The sequence below is a fragment of the Nostoc sp. PCC 9305 genome (genome assembly GCF_963920915.1).
Taxonomy (GTDB): domain Bacteria; phylum Cyanobacteriota; class Cyanobacteriia; order Cyanobacteriales; family Nostocaceae; genus Nostoc.
This window is the reverse complement of sequence record NZ_CAWUDN010000102.1, coordinates 1-20,083: the sequence shown is the minus strand read 5'-3', so window position 1 is coordinate 20,083 and position 20,083 is coordinate 1. Positions and strand designations below refer to the sequence as shown.

The 20,083-nt window shown below is 40.9% G+C and carries 14 protein-coding genes; 10 read left to right on the top strand and 4 right to left on the bottom strand.

Annotation, left to right across the window (positions count from 1 at the left end):
- Positions 1-194: 194 nt before the first annotated feature.
- A complete protein-coding gene (locus tag ACM0OX_RS28340) occupies positions 195-917 on the bottom strand; it encodes a cyclase family protein (protein WP_414518315.1) in 723 nt (240 codons plus the stop codon).
- 381 nt (positions 918-1,298) lie between these two features.
- The gene (locus ACM0OX_RS28335; RefSeq protein WP_414518314.1) at positions 1,299-4,274 is read right to left on the bottom strand and encodes a PAS domain-containing protein; all 2,976 of its coding nucleotides are present in this window, start codon (positions 4,272-4,274) and stop codon (positions 1,299-1,301) included.
- 915 nt (positions 4,275-5,189) lie between these two features.
- Between ACM0OX_RS28335 and ACM0OX_RS28330 the strand changes: the two genes are divergently transcribed.
- The 5 genes from ACM0OX_RS28330 (at position 5,190) to ACM0OX_RS28310 (ending at position 13,220) form a co-directional block, all read left to right on the top strand.
- Entirely contained in the window at positions 5,190-7,736 is a 2,547-nt protein-coding gene (locus ACM0OX_RS28330; RefSeq protein WP_414518313.1) for a proteasome protein, read from the top strand.
- Positions 7,737-7,767: 31 nt separating this feature from the next.
- A complete protein-coding gene (locus tag ACM0OX_RS28325; protein WP_414518312.1) occupies positions 7,768-8,568 on the top strand; it encodes an Rpn family recombination-promoting nuclease/putative transposase in 801 nt (266 codons plus the stop codon).
- Between the two features lie 56 nt (positions 8,569-8,624).
- Positions 8,625-8,885, top strand: a complete 261-nt coding sequence (locus tag ACM0OX_RS28320; protein ID WP_414518311.1) for an aspartate aminotransferase — start codon at positions 8,625-8,627, stop codon at positions 8,883-8,885.
- Positions 8,886-8,990: 105 nt separating this feature from the next.
- Positions 8,991-11,966: a molecular chaperone gene (locus ACM0OX_RS28315; protein WP_414518310.1), complete on the top strand. Its 2,976-nt coding sequence runs from the start codon at positions 8,991-8,993 to the stop codon at positions 11,964-11,966.
- Positions 11,967-12,128: 162 nt separating this feature from the next.
- A complete protein-coding gene (locus ACM0OX_RS28310) occupies positions 12,129-13,220 on the top strand; it encodes a hypothetical protein (protein WP_414518308.1) in 1,092 nt (363 codons plus the stop codon).
- Between the two features lie 147 nt (positions 13,221-13,367).
- Here ACM0OX_RS28310 and ACM0OX_RS28305 read toward each other — a convergent pair whose 3' ends face one another.
- Positions 13,368-13,547 (bottom strand): high light inducible protein, encoded by a 180-nt coding sequence (locus ACM0OX_RS28305; RefSeq protein WP_069071239.1) that lies wholly within the window; start codon positions 13,545-13,547, stop codon positions 13,368-13,370.
- A gap of 303 nt (positions 13,548-13,850) precedes the next feature.
- Here ACM0OX_RS28305 and ACM0OX_RS28300 point away from each other — a divergent pair, with 303 nt between their 5' ends.
- From ACM0OX_RS28300 to trpD, 3 genes are all read left to right on the top strand, one after another.
- The gene (locus ACM0OX_RS28300) at positions 13,851-14,987 is read left to right on the top strand and encodes a hypothetical protein (RefSeq protein ID WP_414518306.1); all 1,137 of its coding nucleotides are present in this window, start codon (positions 13,851-13,853) and stop codon (positions 14,985-14,987) included.
- Between the two features lie 18 nt (positions 14,988-15,005).
- The gene (locus ACM0OX_RS28295; RefSeq protein ID WP_414518305.1) at positions 15,006-15,893 is read left to right on the top strand and encodes a DNA adenine methylase; all 888 of its coding nucleotides are present in this window, start codon (positions 15,006-15,008) and stop codon (positions 15,891-15,893) included.
- 74 nt (positions 15,894-15,967) lie between these two features.
- The gene (gene trpD, locus ACM0OX_RS28290; RefSeq protein WP_414518303.1) at positions 15,968-17,035 is read left to right on the top strand and encodes an anthranilate phosphoribosyltransferase; all 1,068 of its coding nucleotides are present in this window, start codon (positions 15,968-15,970) and stop codon (positions 17,033-17,035) included.
- Here the strand turns inward: trpD and ACM0OX_RS28285 are convergent.
- The gene (locus ACM0OX_RS28285) at positions 16,965-18,005 is read right to left on the bottom strand and encodes a TIGR02281 family clan AA aspartic protease (RefSeq protein ID WP_414518301.1); all 1,041 of its coding nucleotides are present in this window, start codon (positions 18,003-18,005) and stop codon (positions 16,965-16,967) included. The genes trpD and ACM0OX_RS28285 overlap by 71 nt on opposite strands.
- A 275-nt stretch (positions 18,006-18,280) precedes the next feature.
- Between ACM0OX_RS28285 and carA the strand changes: the two genes are divergently transcribed.
- Complete coding sequence (gene carA, locus ACM0OX_RS28280) at positions 18,281-19,444, top strand: glutamine-hydrolyzing carbamoyl-phosphate synthase small subunit (RefSeq protein ID WP_414518300.1); 1,164 nt, start codon at positions 18,281-18,283, stop codon at positions 19,442-19,444.
- A 122-nt stretch (positions 19,445-19,566) separates the two neighbouring features.
- Positions 19,567-19,932: an STAS domain-containing protein gene (locus ACM0OX_RS28275; RefSeq protein ID WP_084227153.1), complete on the top strand. Its 366-nt coding sequence runs from the start codon at positions 19,567-19,569 to the stop codon at positions 19,930-19,932.
- Positions 19,933-20,083 lie beyond the last annotated feature (151 nt).

The window sequence follows — 20,083 nt, the reverse complement described above, 5'->3', positions numbered from 1 at the left end:
GAGACTGAAAAGCCCGTTTTATCTAGGGTTTTATCTGAAATCTTGTTCAGAAATCAGATATGAGTCCTATACAATGCAATTCTTTTAGCCTGGGCAGCATTTTCTGAAGGAGTTACACCGTTGCATTGCCCTGTATATCATTATTATTAAGTATCAATTCTGAATTCCGACTCCTGAGTTCTGAATTCTTTGCCTTAAGGCACGAAGGCCAACACGCCCACAGGAGAACCAGAACCACCACGTAATCTTAGAGGTGCGATCGCTAGAGTAGTACCTTTAGGTGGCAGTTGATCCAAATTTGTCAGATTCTCTAACACAATGCGCGGTTTTTCCAATACCAAGCGGTTAATCGCAAAACTGTTATCCTGTCCGGGGTCTACACCATGAGTATCAATTCCTACCCCAGCAATTTGCCGTTCATCAAGTAAAAATTGAGTGGCATCGCTGCCAAATCCGGGAAAGTGGGGAATTCCTTGAGCATCATGATTGAGGAATGCACTTTTATCCAACCACTTTTTCTGCCAACCAGTATTCAGTATAACTACGCAGCCAGCAGAAATTTCACCGTGTTCTTCTTCCCAAGCCAAAACATCAGCAATAGTCAGGGCATAATCAGAATTAACTGCTGTGGCTTGGCAAATATTTATAACTACCGCAGGTACAACCAAAGACTGGGCTGGGTATTGGTCAATTCCCAAAGCAGAACTATGAAAACTGTTAGGAGCATTGATATGGGTAGCGCTATGTTCCCCCAAAGAGAAACGCCGCAGGTAATAGCCATCATTATTTAGTTCAGCCACAGTCTCAAATTCTACTGTCGGATCTCCAGACCATTGGGGAATATCTATGTCAATTACATGACTTAGGTGGATAACGCGTGTGTAGGTGATACTATTTTGACTTTGGGGTTGTATCATCCCAGCCTTCTATTTTATTTGTACTCAGGGATTTTTTTATAAGGTGCGGTGCGTAGGTGCAGATCGTTGTGTACATCCTCTGGGTTGGGCTACGCCTACGCAAAGCTAGTACCAGCATTACAACGTTTTCTAAACCTAATTCCCTATACTAGAAGAAATAATCCCCCTAATTCCTGTAAGTTTTAGGTTATTGAGGGGGTTCAAATGTTGCAGCGAAAAGTGAGTTGATCTTAGTTAACAACTATTAGGTTAATTTTTGATTAAGCTTAGATTAAGATTAGATATCTCCAGAATTTAATTATGCGTTATCTAGAACCCCTGTAGAGATGTAGCAGTGCTACGGTTCTACATTTTTTCACTTTTATCTCTATTGCGTGATATCTAGGTTGAGGGTTCTTGCTTTAGTGGAATCATCACAACAAACTCGGCACCTTCTCCTGGTGCTGAAATACACTGGATTTTTCCACCGTGTTTTTGGACTATAATTTGGTAGCTAATTGATAATCCCATACCAGTGCCTTTACCCACAGGTTTTGTCGTGAAGAAGGGGTCAAATAAGCGTTTGCGTACTTCCTCACTCATGCCTGGGCCATTGTCAGCAATTCTAATGATTACATGGTCTTCTTGAATGAGGCTGCGAATACGAATCTGCGGAAAAGTCATTTGTCCTTGGGAGGCAGTGCGTTGGATGGGTTTCCCGGCTTGTACCCCTTCGGAGAAGCAAGCTACGCGCAGCGTCTCCGACAGGAGAAGCAACTGCCGTTCATTTGTCCTTTGTTCAGTGTTGTTTACTAATGACATAAACGCTTCTCTACGAGACGCTACGCGAACGCCTTTTTGCAGGGTATGACTATTGACATAGGTGCTTTGCTTTCCCGTAGAGTATGACTCTTCTAAAGCATCGATCGCATTTGTCAACAGATTCATAAACACTTGATTCATCTGTCCAGCGTGACACACTACTGGTGGTAGGTTGCCATAGTCTCGGATTACTTGGATTTCGGTATGTCCTGGTTTAGCTTTGAGGCGATTTTGCAACAACAGTAAGGTGCTATCCATCCCTTCATGAATATCTACTGCCTTTGTACCGTCTTCATCAAGGCGAGAAAAATTGCGTAAAGATAGGACAATCTGCCGAATGCGTTCGGCTCCCATTTTCATAGATTCCAAGATTTTGGGTAAATCTTGCCGGAGAAAGTCTAAATCAATGTTATTTATTTGTCGATCGATCTCTGGTGTTGGTGGGCAGTAACTCTGTTGATAAAGTTCTACTAAGTGCAGCAAATCCTTAGTATATTCACTGGCGTGGCTAATATTGCCGTAGATGAAATTGACGGGATTATTGATTTCGTGGGCAATACCTGCAACCAATTGTCCTAAACTGGACATTTTTTCAGTTTGAATCAGTTGCGCTTGAGTTTGTTGAAGTTCTAGCAGTGCTGATTCTAGTTGCTGGGCTTTGTCTTGGGCAGTTTGGGCAGTGATGCGACTTTGGGTGTAAAGTTTAGCTTGGTCAATGGCGATCGCTAGTTGAACTGTAACTGCTTGTAGTAATTCTACTTCGTTGTTCAGCCAAGGGCGCAAGCCACTACAATAACCACAGCTAAATGCACCAATTTCGCCAGATTGGGTGTGTACGGGTAGCGACATAAAGGCAGTGAAACCAAAATCCTGCAAAAACTGCTGTGCTATGGAATCGCCCATAGTCTCAGTATCATCAATGCAGATGATTTCTCCGTTCAAGGTTTTGGCTGCGATTAGTTCGATTTCTCCATTAGTTGCTTCTTGGTCGTTAAGCAGACAGGGTAAAAAGGAATTTTTCACCTCATAGACTTTTTCCCAGTAGGGTACATCAGCATCTTGCCGATACCAAAAGAAGACGCAGCGATCGATCTCGAATAAGTTATGAATCTCCTGTACTGCGGTTTCCACAATGTGATTGAGATCCAAAGAAGCTCGAATCTGATTAGAAAGACGATTTAGGAGTGCTTCTCGTTGGGCGCTTTCTCTAAGTGCAATTTCTGCTTCTTTACGGTCAGTGGTGTCATGGCAAATACCAACGAAGTACAAAATATTACCATTAGCGTCTTTAATAGCAGATGAGTTGCTTGTATGCCATCGCCAACTACCATTTTTGTGTTGGACTCGATATTCAATTGCTTTTTGTTTTTCGCCTGTTGTCAAAATTCTTTGAAAATAATCGACACAGATATGCACATCGTCAGGATGTATAAAGGGAATAAAAGATTTGCCTTCAACTTCTGCAACCTCATGCCCAAAAATCTCAGTCCAGTTAGGAGAAACGTAGGAAAATATCCCTTCAAGTGTCAGCGCAAAAATAACGTTGTTGGCATTTTCTACAATGCTGCGGAACTTGGCATTACTTTCTATTAAGGCTGCTTGGATGTTGTCGCTGGTGTCGCGGATCAGAACTATAATTTGTCGGTCTGGTAATGGTAATAATCTCGCTTCAAAATTATTATTTTCTTCCGGTAACGGTAATGTATATTCAAAACTGACTTCATATTGAGTTTCAAGTACTTGATTTATTGCTTGATAGAAGCGATCGCCCACAGCAGTCGGTAAGCATTCTCGCAAACTCTTGCCTTGACAATCTTCTGGTAGAATATACAGACTCTCTATCAACCCTTGCTTGTAATCCAGAATACTTCCATCAGCATCAAGACGAAAGTATGAATCAGGAAGTACTTGCAAAATCGCGGCAAATTCTGATGTTTTTTGGCGTAACTGTGCCTCAACTGCTTGGCGTTTGCTAATTTCAGCTTGCAGTTGCTCTAATGCTTTTGCTAATTCTGTCGCCTGTTCTCTATCTGTAATTTTACGTAGGCGATGAGAGGAATTTGTAGATAGCGAGTAGGTTTCTGTTAGGGAAGGTTGACCGATCCCTATCGGCACTCCTGTTAGATCGATACAATAACCGATGTAACCAACAAAGCTACCATCTGCCGCAAATCGTGGCGCGGCTGTATCTAAAATCCAGCGATATTCGCCATCAGCACCACGCAGACGATATTGCCTCTGGAAGGAATCATACGTCGCAAATGCTCTCAGGTATATATCTTCGCATCGCTGTCTATCTTCGGGATGGACGCTGCCAGTCCAAATATTGCCTATTTCCTCTTCTAGCGCAGATGCAGACGCGGCTTTTGTGAGATGTGTTCCAGTAAATTTCAGCCAATTAGAATTGAAGTAACAATAAAGTGCATTACATCCAGACATCCAAATCATCAGAGGAGCAATATCCGCCTGCTGGCAGAATACTTTTTCATCCTGTTGTATTTCTTCCTCTTCAACTATGCTTTGTTTAACGTAGCTCTGCACCTTTTTAGAAAACACTTTTGCCTGCCTGCTCTGCCTAAATTATTAAGGTAATATGCTGAAAATACGATTTCTTAATACATGGATATAATCTTGTTTATGCCAACCTTATAACAATCTTAATACTTTATTTATTTTTATATGCCCAGAAAATCCTGTTTTACTGTAAATAAATTGAAAAAATGCTGAAGTTATCATTAAGATTAACTTCAGCATTTTTGGTGAAATTTAAACTATCTATATATCAAGGAGATTATTTGACTTTGTTTATTTTTAAAATAACTGATAAATTCATCTTAGCTATGTAATTGCATTCCTCAAAAACCTGAATTAGCTTTACGGAAACTATATGATTCTCTGCAACACATTTACATCTTTATAAGAAATTCACAATAATCAATAATTTTATCCAAAATAAATATTGATTTTTTATCAAGAAGAATTCAGCATGAATTAAAATCTGGCTGATGGATCTATCTTGCTTAAAATCAGGGGGTATAAAAGAGTTTGATAGTCACATCTGTATTAAGCAGTTATTATCTGAATTAATGGTATAAAAACCAACTTTATTTATTTTGAGGTTTAGATAATGATGAATGTATTGTTTTTTATTTTTACCAACAAAACCCAATTCTTCAAAATTGTCTTGACTAGTCAAAATGCCTTATATAGCAATCCTATCTGAGTGATGATAAATCTAGGTGATGACGAACTGTCTCTCTACGAAATACTACATATAGCACAGTATCTTGTAAGAAGTATGCCAATAAAAAGAGAACAAATCTCACGAATGCTTTAGGATTGCTATAGCAAAATCGCAAATTAAATGAGAGAAATGCTAAATGTGATATCAACTGGTTGTAACAATGCCTGGTAATCGCATTTTATATGTTATAAAGCTCACAGAAATTAATGTTAGGCGGAAACTACTTTATGGAACCAGATAAACTGGGCCGTTTTAAGGAGTACGGCGAATTCATCCTCCGAAAGATAGATTCTGTGCCCCAGTACCCTTCTAAACAAGAAGATTGGGTTCCAGCTAGTCTTGATGACTGTCTTCTTCGTTTGCGTTCGGCTGCCCAGAAAACTGTAGACCTGGCAACTTCGCCTGTCAAAATTGGTGTAATGGGGGAATTTAGTAGTGGAAAAACCTTACTTTTAGGCAGTCTAATTGGATATGCAGATGCTTTGCCAGTCAGTGAAAACCCCACTACAGGTAATGTTACCGCCATACATATTATCCCGCAAGACGATTTTGCAACGACGCAATTAAGTAATTTTACAGTAGAGTATCTTTCGCACGAAGGAGTACACGAGTGTCTACGCTTCATGCTAGGGGAAGCCAATAGACGAACAACAGCAGCAGGGCTTCCTCCGATACCAGTATCGAAACTCAACTCTGGCACAGATATTATTAGCTGGTGTGAAGAAGCATGGAATAGCAGTAACAATTTAGAGCTACGTTATTTACTCCGAGAGTTGGTACTATTCCTACGGGCTTATCAAGCTTATGGGGAAGTTATGTGTGGTGGACACTACCAAATTGATGCGGTGACTGCCCGCGAGGGGCTACAGCTAGTCGAGCAGCCAATGGCAATCCAAACTCTGAAATTTGAGGATCTACCGCCAGCGCATATTAGATTACCGAGTCCACCTCAGAGGCTACCAACAAAGTTATTGCAGAACAGTTTCCCACTGATTCGCCGCGTCGATATTGATGTGAAAATCTCACGGGAAATTTGGGATTTTGCAGACGCAGCTAAATTTATTCTCATCGATTTTCCAGGATTGGGGGCTGCTAATTCCGGGGCTAGAGATACCTTTTTGTCATTGCGGGAATTGGCAGAAGTACAGACAATTCTGGTTTTGCTAAATGGTAAATCTCCTGGAAGCGATCGCGCCAATAAAATCTTCACGATGATGCAGCAGCAGCGACCAGGACAAGACCTGAAAGATTTAATTCTCGTCGGTGTGGGTCGTTTCGATCAACTACCCCTAGACAGCGAGGGTGGCGAAAGAGAACTTGACCATCTGATTGAAGATAGCCATTTAGAAGAGGAAACAGTTCTCCAAAAACTCAAAGTTCTGCAAACTACCATTGACGGTGCAGCTGCCTTTACAACCCAAAAAGACCGCATCGTTTTACTGTCGCCACTGTTGGGATTAGCTGAATTGGCAAAACGTTCTAGTACAGTCAAGGCAGGCTCACCAGAATTTTTAGCTAACTTAGACTATCCTGATTACCTAGACAGGTCTAAACGGCTACAACAGAAATGGGAGCTATTAAGTGAAAAGCTGATAGAATCTAACACCCGTAGCTATTTGGGCAAACAGTTGGGTTACTTTAGTCAAGATGGCGGACTTAGTAAGCTGCGGGAATTAATTCAAACCCATGTAGCTACTCATGGTTTGAAGCAACTGCATGAAGATACCCGAAGAGCTGCTGATGTGGTGAGTCAGCAACAAGATCACTTGAAAGACATCATAGATGAAATTCACGAGCAAGGCATCCCCACAGGCGATAGTCCGGCTTTTATCGAGTTGCGTTTTGTAGTCGAAAGCTTAGATAAAATCTACAGAAATTTCCAAAAAGATATCGGCAAAGAACCACTCAAAGATCGGCGCGGTGTTGTTGTCAGCGATGTAGTAAAAGACGAACTTACCTTTAGAATTCTCAATTGGAACCAGTGGACTTTACTCTTCAACAAAGCCAATAATGGAGCGATCGCTCTGGCAGAATCTAAAGGTGCAGCTGGGAAATTATTCGATCGGGGAAACCGCGTAAATACTTCCCTTCCGACTAAGAGTGATGATTTTTATCCAGTATTTGAGAAAACCGTTAAAGAAATAGAAGATTTTGCCCGCGATCGCATTCATCAAGCCGTGGTAGATTTGTTGAGCCAATTATCAAATCATGTAGCCCCAGAACGCGAACAATTGCAGGCATTTTTCCACCCAGAAATGGAACAAGAAATCGAAGAAAAATTTGGTTTTGAAGATGCCGATCTCTTTTATAAATTATTACTAGGATGCGATCCTAACGAATGGAAAGAAGCAATTATCGCTGAAATCAGTAGTAAAGACAAAACCGTTGCACCCGAAATTATTTTCCCTTTAGCACGTCAAGACGATAAACATAACGTTGGTCAAATCTTTGATTGGGCACCAGAGAAAAGCCAAGGCTTACCCAGATCGAGCAATCACCAACTTTTAGTACTGCGACTGCGAGATGAAATTACTGCTAGTGCCAGCCTCCATCTTGTGCAGTATGTTAGTGAAGTTAATCAGCAAATTAATTCCGAACTAGAAGGTATTTTAGATCAAATTATTCCGAGTCTGCAAAACCTTTCAAAAAAAGAAACTTTGCTAAGATATTTGGCGGCTGGGGAATTGCCATCTGAGATCCAAATTCCTACTTGGTTGCAGATTATTTCAGAAATGGCGGCTGTTTCTCCCTCAGACGATTTGGATTTGAGATGACGCGATCGCATAGAGATATGAGGATGTATTTGTGAGACGTGATGCGATTTTTTATACAATTTTTAAGCGTGTCCCAGGATTGTTTTTTGAGTTAGTAGAACAACCACCGCCTGAAGCTGCTAGCTATCGCTTTGAATCAGTTGAAGTTAAAGAACCAACATTTCGGATTGATGGGGTATTTTTACCTCCACCGGATGCAACCTCTCAGACGATCTTTTTTGCTGAGGTACAATTCCAAAAGGATGAGTTACTGTACCATCGCTTTTTCTCAGAATCCATGCTGTATATGTATCGTAACCCGTCGGTTTACGATGACTGGTACGGGGTAATTATTTTACAGTCTCGCAGCTTGGAACCGGAAAACATCACTATTCACAGATCGTTACTGAACAGTTCTCAAGTACAACGAATTTATTTAGATGAGTTAGGTAGTCCTGATGAGTACAAAGTAGGTATCAGTTTGATGCTGTTGACTATTGCCTCAGAGACTCAAATGGTTCGGGAAGCGAAACGTTTAATTGAGCGAGTGCAACAAGAGCAGATAACTGTCTTGGCTAAGAAGGAGATAATAGATGTAATCACAACAATTGCAGTTTATAAATTCGCAAACTTAAGCCGTGAAGAGGTAGAAGCAATGTTAGGAGTTAAGTTAGAAGAAACTAGGGTTTATCAAGAAGCTAAACAAGAGGGACGAGAAGAGGGACGAGAAGAAGGACGAGAAGAACTAAAACTTGAACTTGTAACTCAGTTATTAGCTCGTGGTATGTCGATAGAAGAGGTTGCCCAATTACTTAATTTAACCATCGAACAAGTAAGGCTTGCATCTGAGTAATCAGAATAATTACTGGTTATAAATTTGTCAACTTAAGTCGTGAAGAGGTAGAGGCGATGTTTGAAATTACGTTACAAGAAACTAGGGTTTATCGAGGAGCTAAAGAAGAAGGGCAACAAGAAGGAATAAAACTAGGAATAAAACAAGCACGAGAACAAATAGAACAAGCACGAGAAGAAGTAAAACGTGAACTTATACCTCGGTGTTTAGCTTATGGTATTTCAATAGAAGAGGTTGCTAAATTACTTGATTTAACTATCGAACAAGTCGAAGAAATAAGACTTGCAAGTGAGCAAGAATCTTCAAGATCAACTTAGTAACTGGTGGCATTTTCATAGCGATGCCTACGCTTTTATATGAAAAAGCGTAGGCATCGCCCTAGATAAAAAAGCGATCGCTCAACAGAATCATTTGATACTATAATGAACCCTTTTAAATTGAACAACTATACCGATCGCGAACCAAGTGAGAAACAACAAAAAAGATTTCCGGGATGGTTTGCTTTAGATTTTGGTACATCAAATTCGACAGTTACACTTTTCGATCCAATTGAAGTACCGATCGCAGAAATTTTACCCAAAGAACAAGAAATGCGGTTGCGCGATCGCTTATCACAATGGCTAAGTTCTCCCGCCTCCGTGGCTTTACCAGATGTCAGTGCTGATGATTGGGCAAAGTTTATCACAGAGATTAGCAAAAATTTGGAGATAGAACCCAGCCGATTGAGTGAAGTATTTGAAAGTGATAATAAAGAGCGATTTTTAGAAGCAATTCGCCAAATTGAACTTTCTTTAGGAAACAGCGAGAGATTCCGCCGTGCTGTCAGCAAAAAACTTTACCAAATCTATCATGAGGTGTTCCGCGTTCCTACCCTAGAGTCGCAAAATCTGATCCCAGTTGTGCTGGATATCGATCGCCGCGATACGGAAATTCCCAGCGAGTCGGAAATTTCGCACTTAGGGGATTTAAAACTGCGGATGGGAAGGGAAGCTAGAGATAACCGAAAAAAAGCGATCGCTCAAGGTACAAGCGGTTCTTTAAAGGAAATTATCAGCAGGTTTCACCATTCACCCAAACGCTATTTTGGCCAGGAGCGATCGTTTTCAATTATTTTGGATGGCGAAGAAGAAACAATTACTGCCAACCAGTTAATCCAATCTGCTTGGGCGCATTTAATCGAGTTAACTGAAGACTACCGCCAACATGCACGACGCAGATTTTCTGAAGGAGATTTTTTAACAGCAGTTGTCACCTATCCCACCGTCGCCCCACCAGTTGTTCGTAAAGAAGTTAGAGAACTGGTTGAGCAATTGGGAATCGATGATGTGCAAACTGCTTATGATGAAGCCGTTTCTGTGGCGATATTCTTTTTATGGCGAGAATTTGGCGGTAATCTCAATATTGGGATCGAGTCATTCAAAACCCGTTGTCGCCAAGCAGGAAACAAATGGTCACAAAATGTCCTCGTCTTGGATATTGGCGGGGGAACCACAGACTTAGCTTTAATTGAACTGACTCTAGAAGATAAAACCCCAGCTTTTGCTGATTATGAAGACCGAGGTTTAGGAGGACGTTACTATAAACTCACTCCCAAACTATTAGGTTCATCTGGTCATTTACAGCTAGGCGGTGAGTTAATTACACTGCGAATTTTCAGATTATTAAAAGTTGCGATCGCAGACTTTTTATTGACAGCAGTCTCAACAGGCGATCTAGAAAACGAAAAGCTAGAAGATTTAATTAACTCTGAGTTAAACGAGCGCTTCTTAGAACAAGGCAAATTCAAAACTGGCAGTCTTTTAAAATGTCTGGATAGAGAAAATCCAGAAGGCGATATTGCTTACAAAGATGCCCTAGATACAGCTGAAAAAGTATTACCCACTCGTTGGCAACAAGCACCTCAACGTCTGCAATCCTTTTATATTCTCTGGGATTATGCAGAAGCCGCCAAACTTAAACTTGGGCAAAAGCCACCAACAGAGAATTCTCTATTAACCTTCACACTTTCTGAGCAGCAAATTTCCGAATTGCTTACCCAAAGTGCCATTAAATTGCAAGTCACAGATCCAAATAACATCTGCGTTACCTTAGATAACCAGCAATTTGAACGAGCCGCCGCTTCGGGAATTAAAGAAGCGATCGGAATTGCCAAAGGATTAATGGAAAGTCGTTTACGTCCTGACGATCTCACAAAAGATTCTTGGAATTCCCAAAAGGTTGATTGGTTAATTTTGTCTGGAAAAACTTGTAATTTAGACATAGTACAGCGCCAAATATACCAAGAATTTAGTAAATCTCCATATTTTGTCTGGAATCCAGAACGGATTACTTTTGTATTGGAATTTACCAAGCTAGCCACCTCTGCCGGTGCTTGCTATGCCGAAAAGCTACGAAGATTGAGATTCGATCCAGAAGAATCCAAAAGCTTGCTGCGTAAGGGAGCAAACCAGCTAGAAATTGATGTTAAAAACCTATTTTATTATTTGCCCTGCAACTTCAAACGCAAAACCCAAAGCAACGATTTACTAACTATATTCAAAGCCGGACAAGAACTCTATCAACTCGCGCCTTGGGAAACTGTCGCCAAAGTTCGTACTCATTGGCAAGGTATACAATTAACTAATATTATCTACCGTCAAGATTACGAAGAGGGAGATTTACGACTATGGGGAAGCTTTGACGGCAAAAACCTCATGAATCAACTGGAGATGCAAGAAGTAGAGTTTCTGAAAAAAATTAAAGTCCAGTTTGAAATTGACCAAACCCTCGAATTTAACGTATTGCTTTGTCAAGGAAATCCCCATTATTTGATTGATATTTCTGGTATTGATTTAGAATCGGTGATTTCAGAAACATCAGCGCTATTTGCTGATGGCAAATTAAACTGGAATATTGCTGTAGAAGGCTTCAATAAATACTTAAATGATGGTGATATTGCCGTCAATGTTATTGAGTCAGCAACTGTCGATCAACCAGATGCCTATCATCTTGTGTTTGAAGTCGGAAATGATGGTAGTAAAACGTTTCACAAATTTCACTATCTCCGCGATGGTGTAACGCAACCAGGAGTTGGGTTAATTAGTAATCCCTTACCTCCATTCCCACAAACTGGCCAGCACACTTTCTATGTTTATCAAATAGATGCCGAAACCAACAGCAAAAAATGGATAAGAATTGGCGCACTCAGTAAACCAGATGTAACAACAGATTACCCTTGCCAATATCGTGTAACTCTCGACGATCGAGGTATTCTAAGGATGCACGCTGGTGAAGTCCCTTACTGGACATCACAAAATCAAGAATGCCTGAAAGAAGAAGGATGTGTTTACCGTGCTGAATTAGAATTGCAACCTAATGAAGTTGATAAAGAACGCGATCCCTTTTGTGGCATACATTAAACCTCTGTGTTCCTCTGCGCGAAACTTTGCGTTCCTCTGCGTTGAAAAAATTAATATTTTTAAACGCATAGGCGTTTCGCCTTCCCGCAGGGTAGGGGCGCGGAGTAAACGCAAAGAGGCGCAGAGGTTTGCCAAGTTTTATTTGCTTTGGAGGTGAGATTCATGCAGCACTTGCGTCAATTATTAGAGATAGAAAACTCGGAGTTAGCCCAATTACTGCGATTTAGTTTGTATGGACTAGAGGCTAGTTTAAATCAGGCTCGCACAGAATTACCACTAGATCCAGGATCTAAAATATGTGATGATGTGCTGCAAGAACTTCGTAACCTCTTACAACCTGAACCGCCACAGCAAAATACTGGTTGGGAAGATCCGCCAGATGAGTTAAAACTAAATCACCTTCGAGAAGCTTTTAATTCTGACTCAGAACTTAGTTATTATTTGGGTAATTCCCAACTGCAAAGCCAAACAGACTCAGATTTGTGGAATGAAATTCAACGCAAACTGCTACGAGTCCCAGAGGATTTAGCTGCATCTTGGCAACAGCGCACCTTAGATTTAGCTCAAGAAGTTGGTGCGATCGCAGATAATTCTAATCTCTTTCAGCTTCCCTTTATCCGCGATGAAATTATCTACCCCGGACTTAGTGGTACTATTCAAACTCAGGGATTATGCTTATACCAACAAGCACTTTCAACTCCTAAAAATACTCAAGGTAATGTATCTGATTTACCAGCAGCATTCCTATTTTTATATATGAATTTTATCGAAATAGATCCAGATTTACACCATGCTTTAAAAAGCGTTTTTAGCTTCGATGTCGTTTCCTTACACTCTAAACCAGAACAGCGCGATCAATATATTGATGCTTTAAGCGATCGCTTCCAACGCACCCAAAAAGCAGAGAAAAACACTGATCCCCTGTCAATTCTCCGTGCTTGGATTGACATGGACGAAGCGATACATTCCCTAGTATTCGTACCACCGGCTGAACGCTATTCTTGGTGGGGAAAGCTACAACATGAATCACGGCGCATCCTGAAGAAAGTCGCTGATGAAGCGATTAATGCAGGTAATGAAGTGCGAATTCGCCAATTATCGGGACTTTATGCAGATATCTGTGCTTTATCCAAAGATGACTTACAACTAGACTGTGGTGGTATTCCTGGCGAAGTCTTAACTTCTCTTCGGGTATATGCGCGAATTAATCAAGAAGAATCTCCAGGGCGTGTAATATTTCGCTCATCACGCTAGTAGTCTGTCAATAAAGAATTAGATAGATAGATTTCTTGTAGAGACGGCGATTTATCGCGTCTAATTCTTGAGATTACGAGGCAAGGCAGATAATTTTACTAATCCCCGCCTTGCCTCATAATCTAATGAAGGTAAAAACGTTTAAATCTAAAGGATGCCCCAGAAGTGTAAAATCCCTTGACCAGAAAATACTTCAAGTGCAACGGCAGATAAAAAGCCAATCATTGCAAAACGACCGTTCCAGTTTTCGCTCTGAGGAGTGAAGCCCCAGCGCAAAGCATTAGGATCTTCTGAAACCGAAGGCGTAGTCTTCTTAACGTCTGCCATAAATAATACTCCGAGCTTTTATGTTGTAACAGTTATAACTGCCTGTAAAGTAATGTAACAGACTTTTACGAAATTGCAACATAAACTCGATATAAAATTTACTGAAGGTATTACGGGCACGTAGTTTTTTGTTGGCAGGTTTGCGATCGCCTACGAGGGAAAGCTACACTCCAACAGCCAATTACTTCAGAAAATTGTAGCCATTTCAGAAGAAAATTAACTCTTGCTTGGTCATTTCTATGCTTTAATAGCCAATGCTGAACTAAACTATGGCAAAGAAAAATATTAAGAAAATTTGAATATATGGCAGAAGTTCTCCATTTTACAGGATTTATCAAAGGAGTAACCTATAAAACTTACTTGGATGATAATTTAAGTAGGATTAGTTTAGATGTATTTGATGTCAATAAAGAAAGGGGTTATGGATTAATCCAGTCACCTACAACTGAAATTGCTTATTCAAAATGGGTATCACCTAAGAGAACCAGAAGTTATCCATTTGCCAGAATTTATAATACATATAATTCCTCGAAAGTTATAACTATAATCCCGGTGATTAAAGATGAGGGCAAAGATGGCGATATAGATAAAATCCAATACTCTACAATTTCTTGGATGAATTTGCTTAATATCTATATAGTACTTGCTTATTACGAAACAGCAAAAAAAAGTACTAAAAAGGGTCAAGTTAATAAGAATAAATTGAGTAATCAGAAATTTGCTAATGATTTTGTTAAATTTCAAATCAGTGAGATATTAGCATATCGCCAAAGCGCACTTCATTGGAATAAGAATCTATTTGAAGAAAGATTTACGCAAACTTTTGAAAAAGCTCTAGATTCTTATGATTCTATTTTTCATCAAACTGGAGTAATAATTCACTCACGAGAAGGAGCAGATAAATATTTACATAAAATCAGAGAAGAGTTTGAGGAATTTAAGAATATTTCTCTTAAAGGTTCTCAGAGTGCTAGTAAGAGAGAAGCGCTGACTTCTCATAAACTAGAATATTTAGTAGATGGATTAAAAGCAACTTTTAGTATTGAAAACTATCTTGGCGGAATTTACTATTTGACTCCTGATGAGATAATCTTCGAGAACAACATGTACATTATACAAGAGTCAAAAAATACTTCAACAGCATCTTTGCCAAAGCTCCCTGATATTCAAGATGGTTTATTTAAGCTAATTTTATTTTCTAATTTAGATTCTTTAATATTGAACGGTGAACCAGTATTATTTGTTACGAAGCTAAAGCTTACAGGTAACAACGTTGTTGGTTCTATTGTTTTTCCTGATGCATCACTAGAAGAACTAGAATTTTTTTTAGAAGTTAATATTAAAAAATTTAATAAAAATCAAAAATCAGTTATTAAAAAATTGGCTTTAGAAGCTCAAAATAATCAGAAACTTAAAATAGAAGTATCCAGTAATTTTTAAACCTTATAATTTTGAATTATGATCAAAAGTCCTCTCCGATATCCTGGTGGTAAATCAAAAGCAATAAATCAAATAGTTGAATACTTGCCAGAGAGCTTTTCGGAATATCGAGAGCCTTTTGTGGGTGGTGGTTCTGTATTTATTTATTTAAGACAAAAATTTCCTTATATCAAAATTTGGATTAACGATTTAAACCGCGAACTCTTCTTCTTCTGGAAGTTTGCCCAATCTGATATAACTCAGTTAGTTAAAGAAATTCGACATATTAAAGTCAAATATACAAATGGCAAATTACTCTTTACAGAATTAACTAGTGTAGATGTCAATAATTTATCTGATTTAGAAAGAGCAGTTCGGTTTTTCGTACTCAATAGAATTACTTTTTCAGGAACTGTAGAATCAGGCGGTTTTTCTGAACAAGCCTTCCATAAAAGATTTACTGATTCTTCAATAGAACGGCTAGAAAAATTAGAAAATATTCTATCAGAAAATGTCCAAATCACTAATTTGGATTACAGCCACCTATTAAAATCAGAAGGAGAAGATGTATTTTTATTTTTAGATCCACCATACTTTAGCGCTACAAAATCAAAACTATACGGTAAAGATGGTGACTTGCATACTTCTTTTGAACATCAGAGATTTGCTGAACTTTTGCAACAATGTCATCATCGCTGGCTAATTACCTACGACAACTCAACGCAAATTCGAGACAACTTTCAATGGGCTAATATCTCAGAGTGGGAATTACAGTATGGGATGAATAACTATAAGCAGAGTGGTGCGGCTAAAGGAAAAGAGTTATTCATTACAAACTACAAAGTTAAACTTGATTTGGAGAAAAAATCACAGGTTCAGAATCTTGCTAATCCAGCTTTGCAATTAAGCCTTGAGATTGAAACCTAACTTTGATCGCTTCCAATTTTCCGGTAGGATAACCCCATAGCTCTCAATATAGCTACAACATACAAACCTTAGCTATGACAACTTCCCCAATCCCTGCTCAAGAATCCTCTGGTAGCTGGTATGTCCTGCTGCAACAATTAATAGATGGTCAATCCTTATCCCGTACTCAATCTGCTGAATTAATGAAGGGTTGGCTCAGTGAAGCCGTTCCCCCAGAGTTATCAGGGGCTATTTTAACAGCGCTCAACTTTAGAGGCATTTCTGCCGACGAGTTGACCGGCATGGCGGAGGTATTACAATCTCAATGTTCCCCACTCAGCCCTCAGAAATCAACACTTAGCCCTGTAATAGATACCTGTGGCACTGGTGGAGATGGATCATCAACCTTTAATATTTCCACAGCAGTTGCTTTTGTTGCTGCTGCATCTGGCGTACCTGTCGCCAAACACGGCAATCGTTCAGCGTCAAGTCTTACAGGAAGTGCAGATGTATTGGAAGCCTTGGGTGTAAACTTAAGTGCCTCTAGTGAAAAAGTACAAGCCGCACTACAAGAAGTCGGGATCACTTTCTTGTTTGCCCCTGGTTGGCATCCAGCACTCAAGGCCGTTGCGTCATTACGACGGACTTTGAAAGTGCGAACAATTTTTAATTTGCTCGGGCCGTTAGTAAACCCTTTGCGTCCAACTGGGCAGGTGGTGGGCTTATTTACTCCCAAACTTTTGGCAACAGTTGCCGAAGCTTTACAGAATTTGGGCAAGGAAAAGGCGATTGTGCTGCACGGGCGAGAAAAACTTGATGAGGCTGGGTTAGGAGATGAAACTGACTTAGCGGTTTTATCAGATGGAGAAGTGCAGTTAACTACTATTAATCCCCTTGATTTGGATTTAACGCCTGCTCCTATAGGTATGCTTCGGGGTGGAGATGTCCAAGAGAATGCGGAGATTCTCAAGGCTGTACTCCAAGGTAAGGGAACTCAGGCGCAACAGGACGCAGTTGCTTTAAATGCGTCGTTGGCGCTGCAAATCGCGGGTACGATCGCACTCCTAGATCACGCCCAAGGTATTAAAATCGCTAAGGATATCCTACAAAGTGGGGCTGCTTGGACGAAGTTGGAGGAGTTAGTGGAGTTTCTGGGGAATTGATTTGCGATCGCAATTGCGGGCGAAACTCTACGACATTACGTTTAATGGTGACATCATAATTACCAAAAAAGTCATGTCCTAGAAGCCCAGTTTCTAGTTCCGCACCTGCGATCGCAACTGGTATTTTATTCACTATTACCCCGCCAACGGCCATCGAATTCACATAGCCCACAGGAAATTCTACCGCTCTGGAACTTGCAGTATTTGCCTTAGCTTTTCCCACTGTGACGATTCCCAAAGCATTAGCCATCTCTTGGGTGATAACAGTACCACTTGCTCCCGTATCGACAATCATCTCAAATTGTTGCTGACCATTGAAGGTGACTTCCACAATCGGCGTACCACCAATTCGCCTTTTTATCGGCGCTGTAAATACTGCTTCATCGGGAATCACCACTGCTGATGACGGCAAAGCTGGCTCTGGTGATAACGGTTTTGCTTGTATCGGAGGTAAAGTTAACTTTGGTGTGCTTTCTCTTTGAGGAACAACAACAACTATTTTCTGAGGTTCTCTAACTGCAATAGGACGAGGATTAGCTTGCTGTTGGGCATATTTAACCTGGCGGCGATATTCCGTAATTTTGGTTTGAGCGATCGCAAATTCTGGGCTTTTTCGCCGCACTTTTTGCATCAGCGCGATCGCCTCTTGGTACTGACTCGCCACCAATTTCCAATCATCTGGAGATTGAGCCGATTGGCTGATACTCCAAGCGCCAACAGCTTTGTCTCGTCCGATCTCAAAAAGACTTGGTTCACTTTCAAACGGATCTAGCGGCTGCGCTTCTGGGCTAGCTGCTGGTCTTACTGGTTCAACGGTAGGCTTTCTTGATGCAAGATCCCCAACTGGTGTTGGTTGCTCATTGCCAACAATCGCAGTGTTCTGTTTGTCTTCACTACAGGCAACACACAAAACCGCTAGAGCGCTTGATACAAAAATTAGGGTTGCGCGGGATAAAAAAGACTGAAGCATAATTAATTTTAACTGCCCAAGCTTTGCCAAATCCACTCCCGCTACTTTAATTCCCTTTTAATTTTAATTAACTATTTTAAAAACTCCCAATTGCTCAACTCATGGGATAATTAACAATCGCAGTATTGGGTACTGGGGACTGGGTACTAGGAATTAGAGACTAAGGAAGAAGCAAGGGAGTAGGGAGAAAGGGAGTAGAGTTTTCCCCGCCCTGTACCTCTCTATCCAATCCCCAGTACCCAATCCCCAATACCCAATCCCCAATCCTATCACCTATGCCCCTGACTGACTCAATACCAGCTTTACTTGTCCTAGCAGATGGAACCACTTATCGCGGTTGGTCTTTTGGTGCGACGGGAACCGCGATCGGAGAAGTGGTGTTCAACACTGGCATGACCGGCTACCAAGAAGTCCTGACCGATCCTAGTTACCGCGGTCAGATTGTGATTTTTACCTATCCTGAATTGGGGAATACTGGCGTTAATCTGGAAGATGAAGAATCAGATGGGCCCCAAGTGCGGGGTGCGATCGCCCGCAATATTTGTCACCGTCCAAGTAACTGGCGATCGACACAATCTTTACCTGACTACCTCAAACAAAACCAAATACCAGGGATTTACGGCATCGATACCCGCGCCCTCACCCGCAAAATTAGGATGTTCGGAGCGATGAACGGTGGTATTTCTACAAGCATTCTCGATGAAGCGGAATTGCTAGAGCAGGTACTAGCAGCCCCCAACATGGCAGGATTGAATCTGGTTAGTGAAGTCACCACCTCAAAGGCTTATGAATGGTCCGATCCCACAATTCCAGCTTGGGAATTTAACTCTGAGGCTGGGGAAAATCTTGGGGAAGCCTTTACCGTTGTTGCCCTTGACTTTGGCGTTAAACGCAATATCTTACGTCGCTTAGTAAGTTATGGTTGCCGGGTAATTGTTGTACCCGCTGATACACCACCAGAAGAAATTCTCAAATACAATCCAGATGGTGTGTTTCTTTCTAATGGGCCTGGCGACCCTGCTGCCGTCACTGAAGGGATTGCAACTGCCAAAGCACTCCTATTAAGTGAAAAACCCATCTTTGGTATTTGTATGGGACACCAAATTTTAGGTCATGCACTAGGGGCAGAAACCTATAAACTTAAATTTGGTCATCGTGGTTTGAATCAGCCTGCCGGTTTACAACAACGGGTAGAAATTACTAGCCAAAACCATAGTTTTGCTATTGATCCAGATTCTTTACCTACGGCAGTTGTAGAAATCAGCCACCTGAACTTAAACGATCGCACCATTGCCGGGGTACGGCACAAATCTCTACCTGTGTTCTCCGTACAGTATCACCCAGAAGCTAGTCCTGGCCCACACGATGCTGATTACTTGTTTGAGCAATTTGTTCAATCCATGCGAACAGCACGTCAAGCCGTGGCAGAGGTGAGGTAAAAATAGGGAATGGGGAAAAGTTTTCCAATGCCCAATCCCCAATGCCCTATTTCAGCAGATTGTAGACAACTTGCTCAAAAACCATCTATACTTGAGCGTTCACTTTAACTCATGAGGAGGGAATTATTGCTGAGCCACTGAATCTAACCGTTAGCCTGAGGGGCACTCGTGAAGTCCGGGATAACTGTCAGCTATTCCGCCTCACAGGTTTGTTAGATGCTTTTTCTGAGCCGACATTTCGCAAGACACTTGGCAGCAAGATAGATGAGGGTCCTAAGCACATTATTTTGGATCTCTCACAAATTGACTTTGTTGATAGCTCTGGCTTGGGCGCTCTGGTGCAGCTAGCCAAGCAGGCTCAAACTGCCGATGGCACTTTGCAAATTGTTACAAATGCCCGCGTAACTCAAACGGTCAAGCTTGTTCGCCTAGAGAAGTTTCTCTCCCTGCAAAAATCAGTTGAAGACGCTCTAGAAAACGTCAAGTAGTCTTGATTGCTCGATCTGAGAGTTAAATTTAGCTATCCAGATTCAATATCGGATAGCTTAATTTTTAAAACTTCTGGCATAAAACCTCTCTCCTTGTGGGCTACGGTGTACACACATCTTTGTATAAAACCAAAATCGTTGAAGATCCCCC

Bases quoted from the DNA above. Each gene is read 5' to 3' on its own strand.
- ACM0OX_RS28305 (WP_069071239.1), bottom strand. From the start codon at position 13,547: ATGGCAGACGTTAAGAAGACTACGCCTTCGGTTTCAGAAGATCCTAAT.
- ACM0OX_RS28295 (WP_414518305.1), top strand. From the start codon at position 15,006: ATGATCAAAAGTCCTCTCCGATATCCTGGTGGTAAATCAAAAGCAATA.
- ACM0OX_RS28330 (WP_414518313.1), top strand. From the start codon at position 5,190: ATGGAACCAGATAAACTGGGCCGTTTTAAGGAGTACGGCGAATTCATC.
- ACM0OX_RS28300 (WP_414518306.1), top strand. From the start codon at position 13,851: ATGGCAGAAGTTCTCCATTTTACAGGATTTATCAAAGGAGTAACCTAT.
- ACM0OX_RS28315 (WP_414518310.1), top strand. From the start codon at position 8,991: ATGAACCCTTTTAAATTGAACAACTATACCGATCGCGAACCAAGTGAG.
- ACM0OX_RS28310 (WP_414518308.1), top strand. From the start codon at position 12,129: ATGCAGCACTTGCGTCAATTATTAGAGATAGAAAACTCGGAGTTAGCC.
- trpD (WP_414518303.1), top strand. From the start codon at position 15,968: ATGACAACTTCCCCAATCCCTGCTCAAGAATCCTCTGGTAGCTGGTAT.
- carA (WP_414518300.1), top strand. From the start codon at position 18,281: ATGCCCCTGACTGACTCAATACCAGCTTTACTTGTCCTAGCAGATGGA.
- ACM0OX_RS28320 (WP_414518311.1), top strand. From the start codon at position 8,625: ATGTTTGAAATTACGTTACAAGAAACTAGGGTTTATCGAGGAGCTAAA.
- ACM0OX_RS28340 (WP_414518315.1), bottom strand. From the start codon at position 917: ATGATACAACCCCAAAGTCAAAATAGTATCACCTACACACGCGTTATC.
- ACM0OX_RS28285 (WP_414518301.1), bottom strand. From the start codon at position 18,005: ATGCTTCAGTCTTTTTTATCCCGCGCAACCCTAATTTTTGTATCAAGC.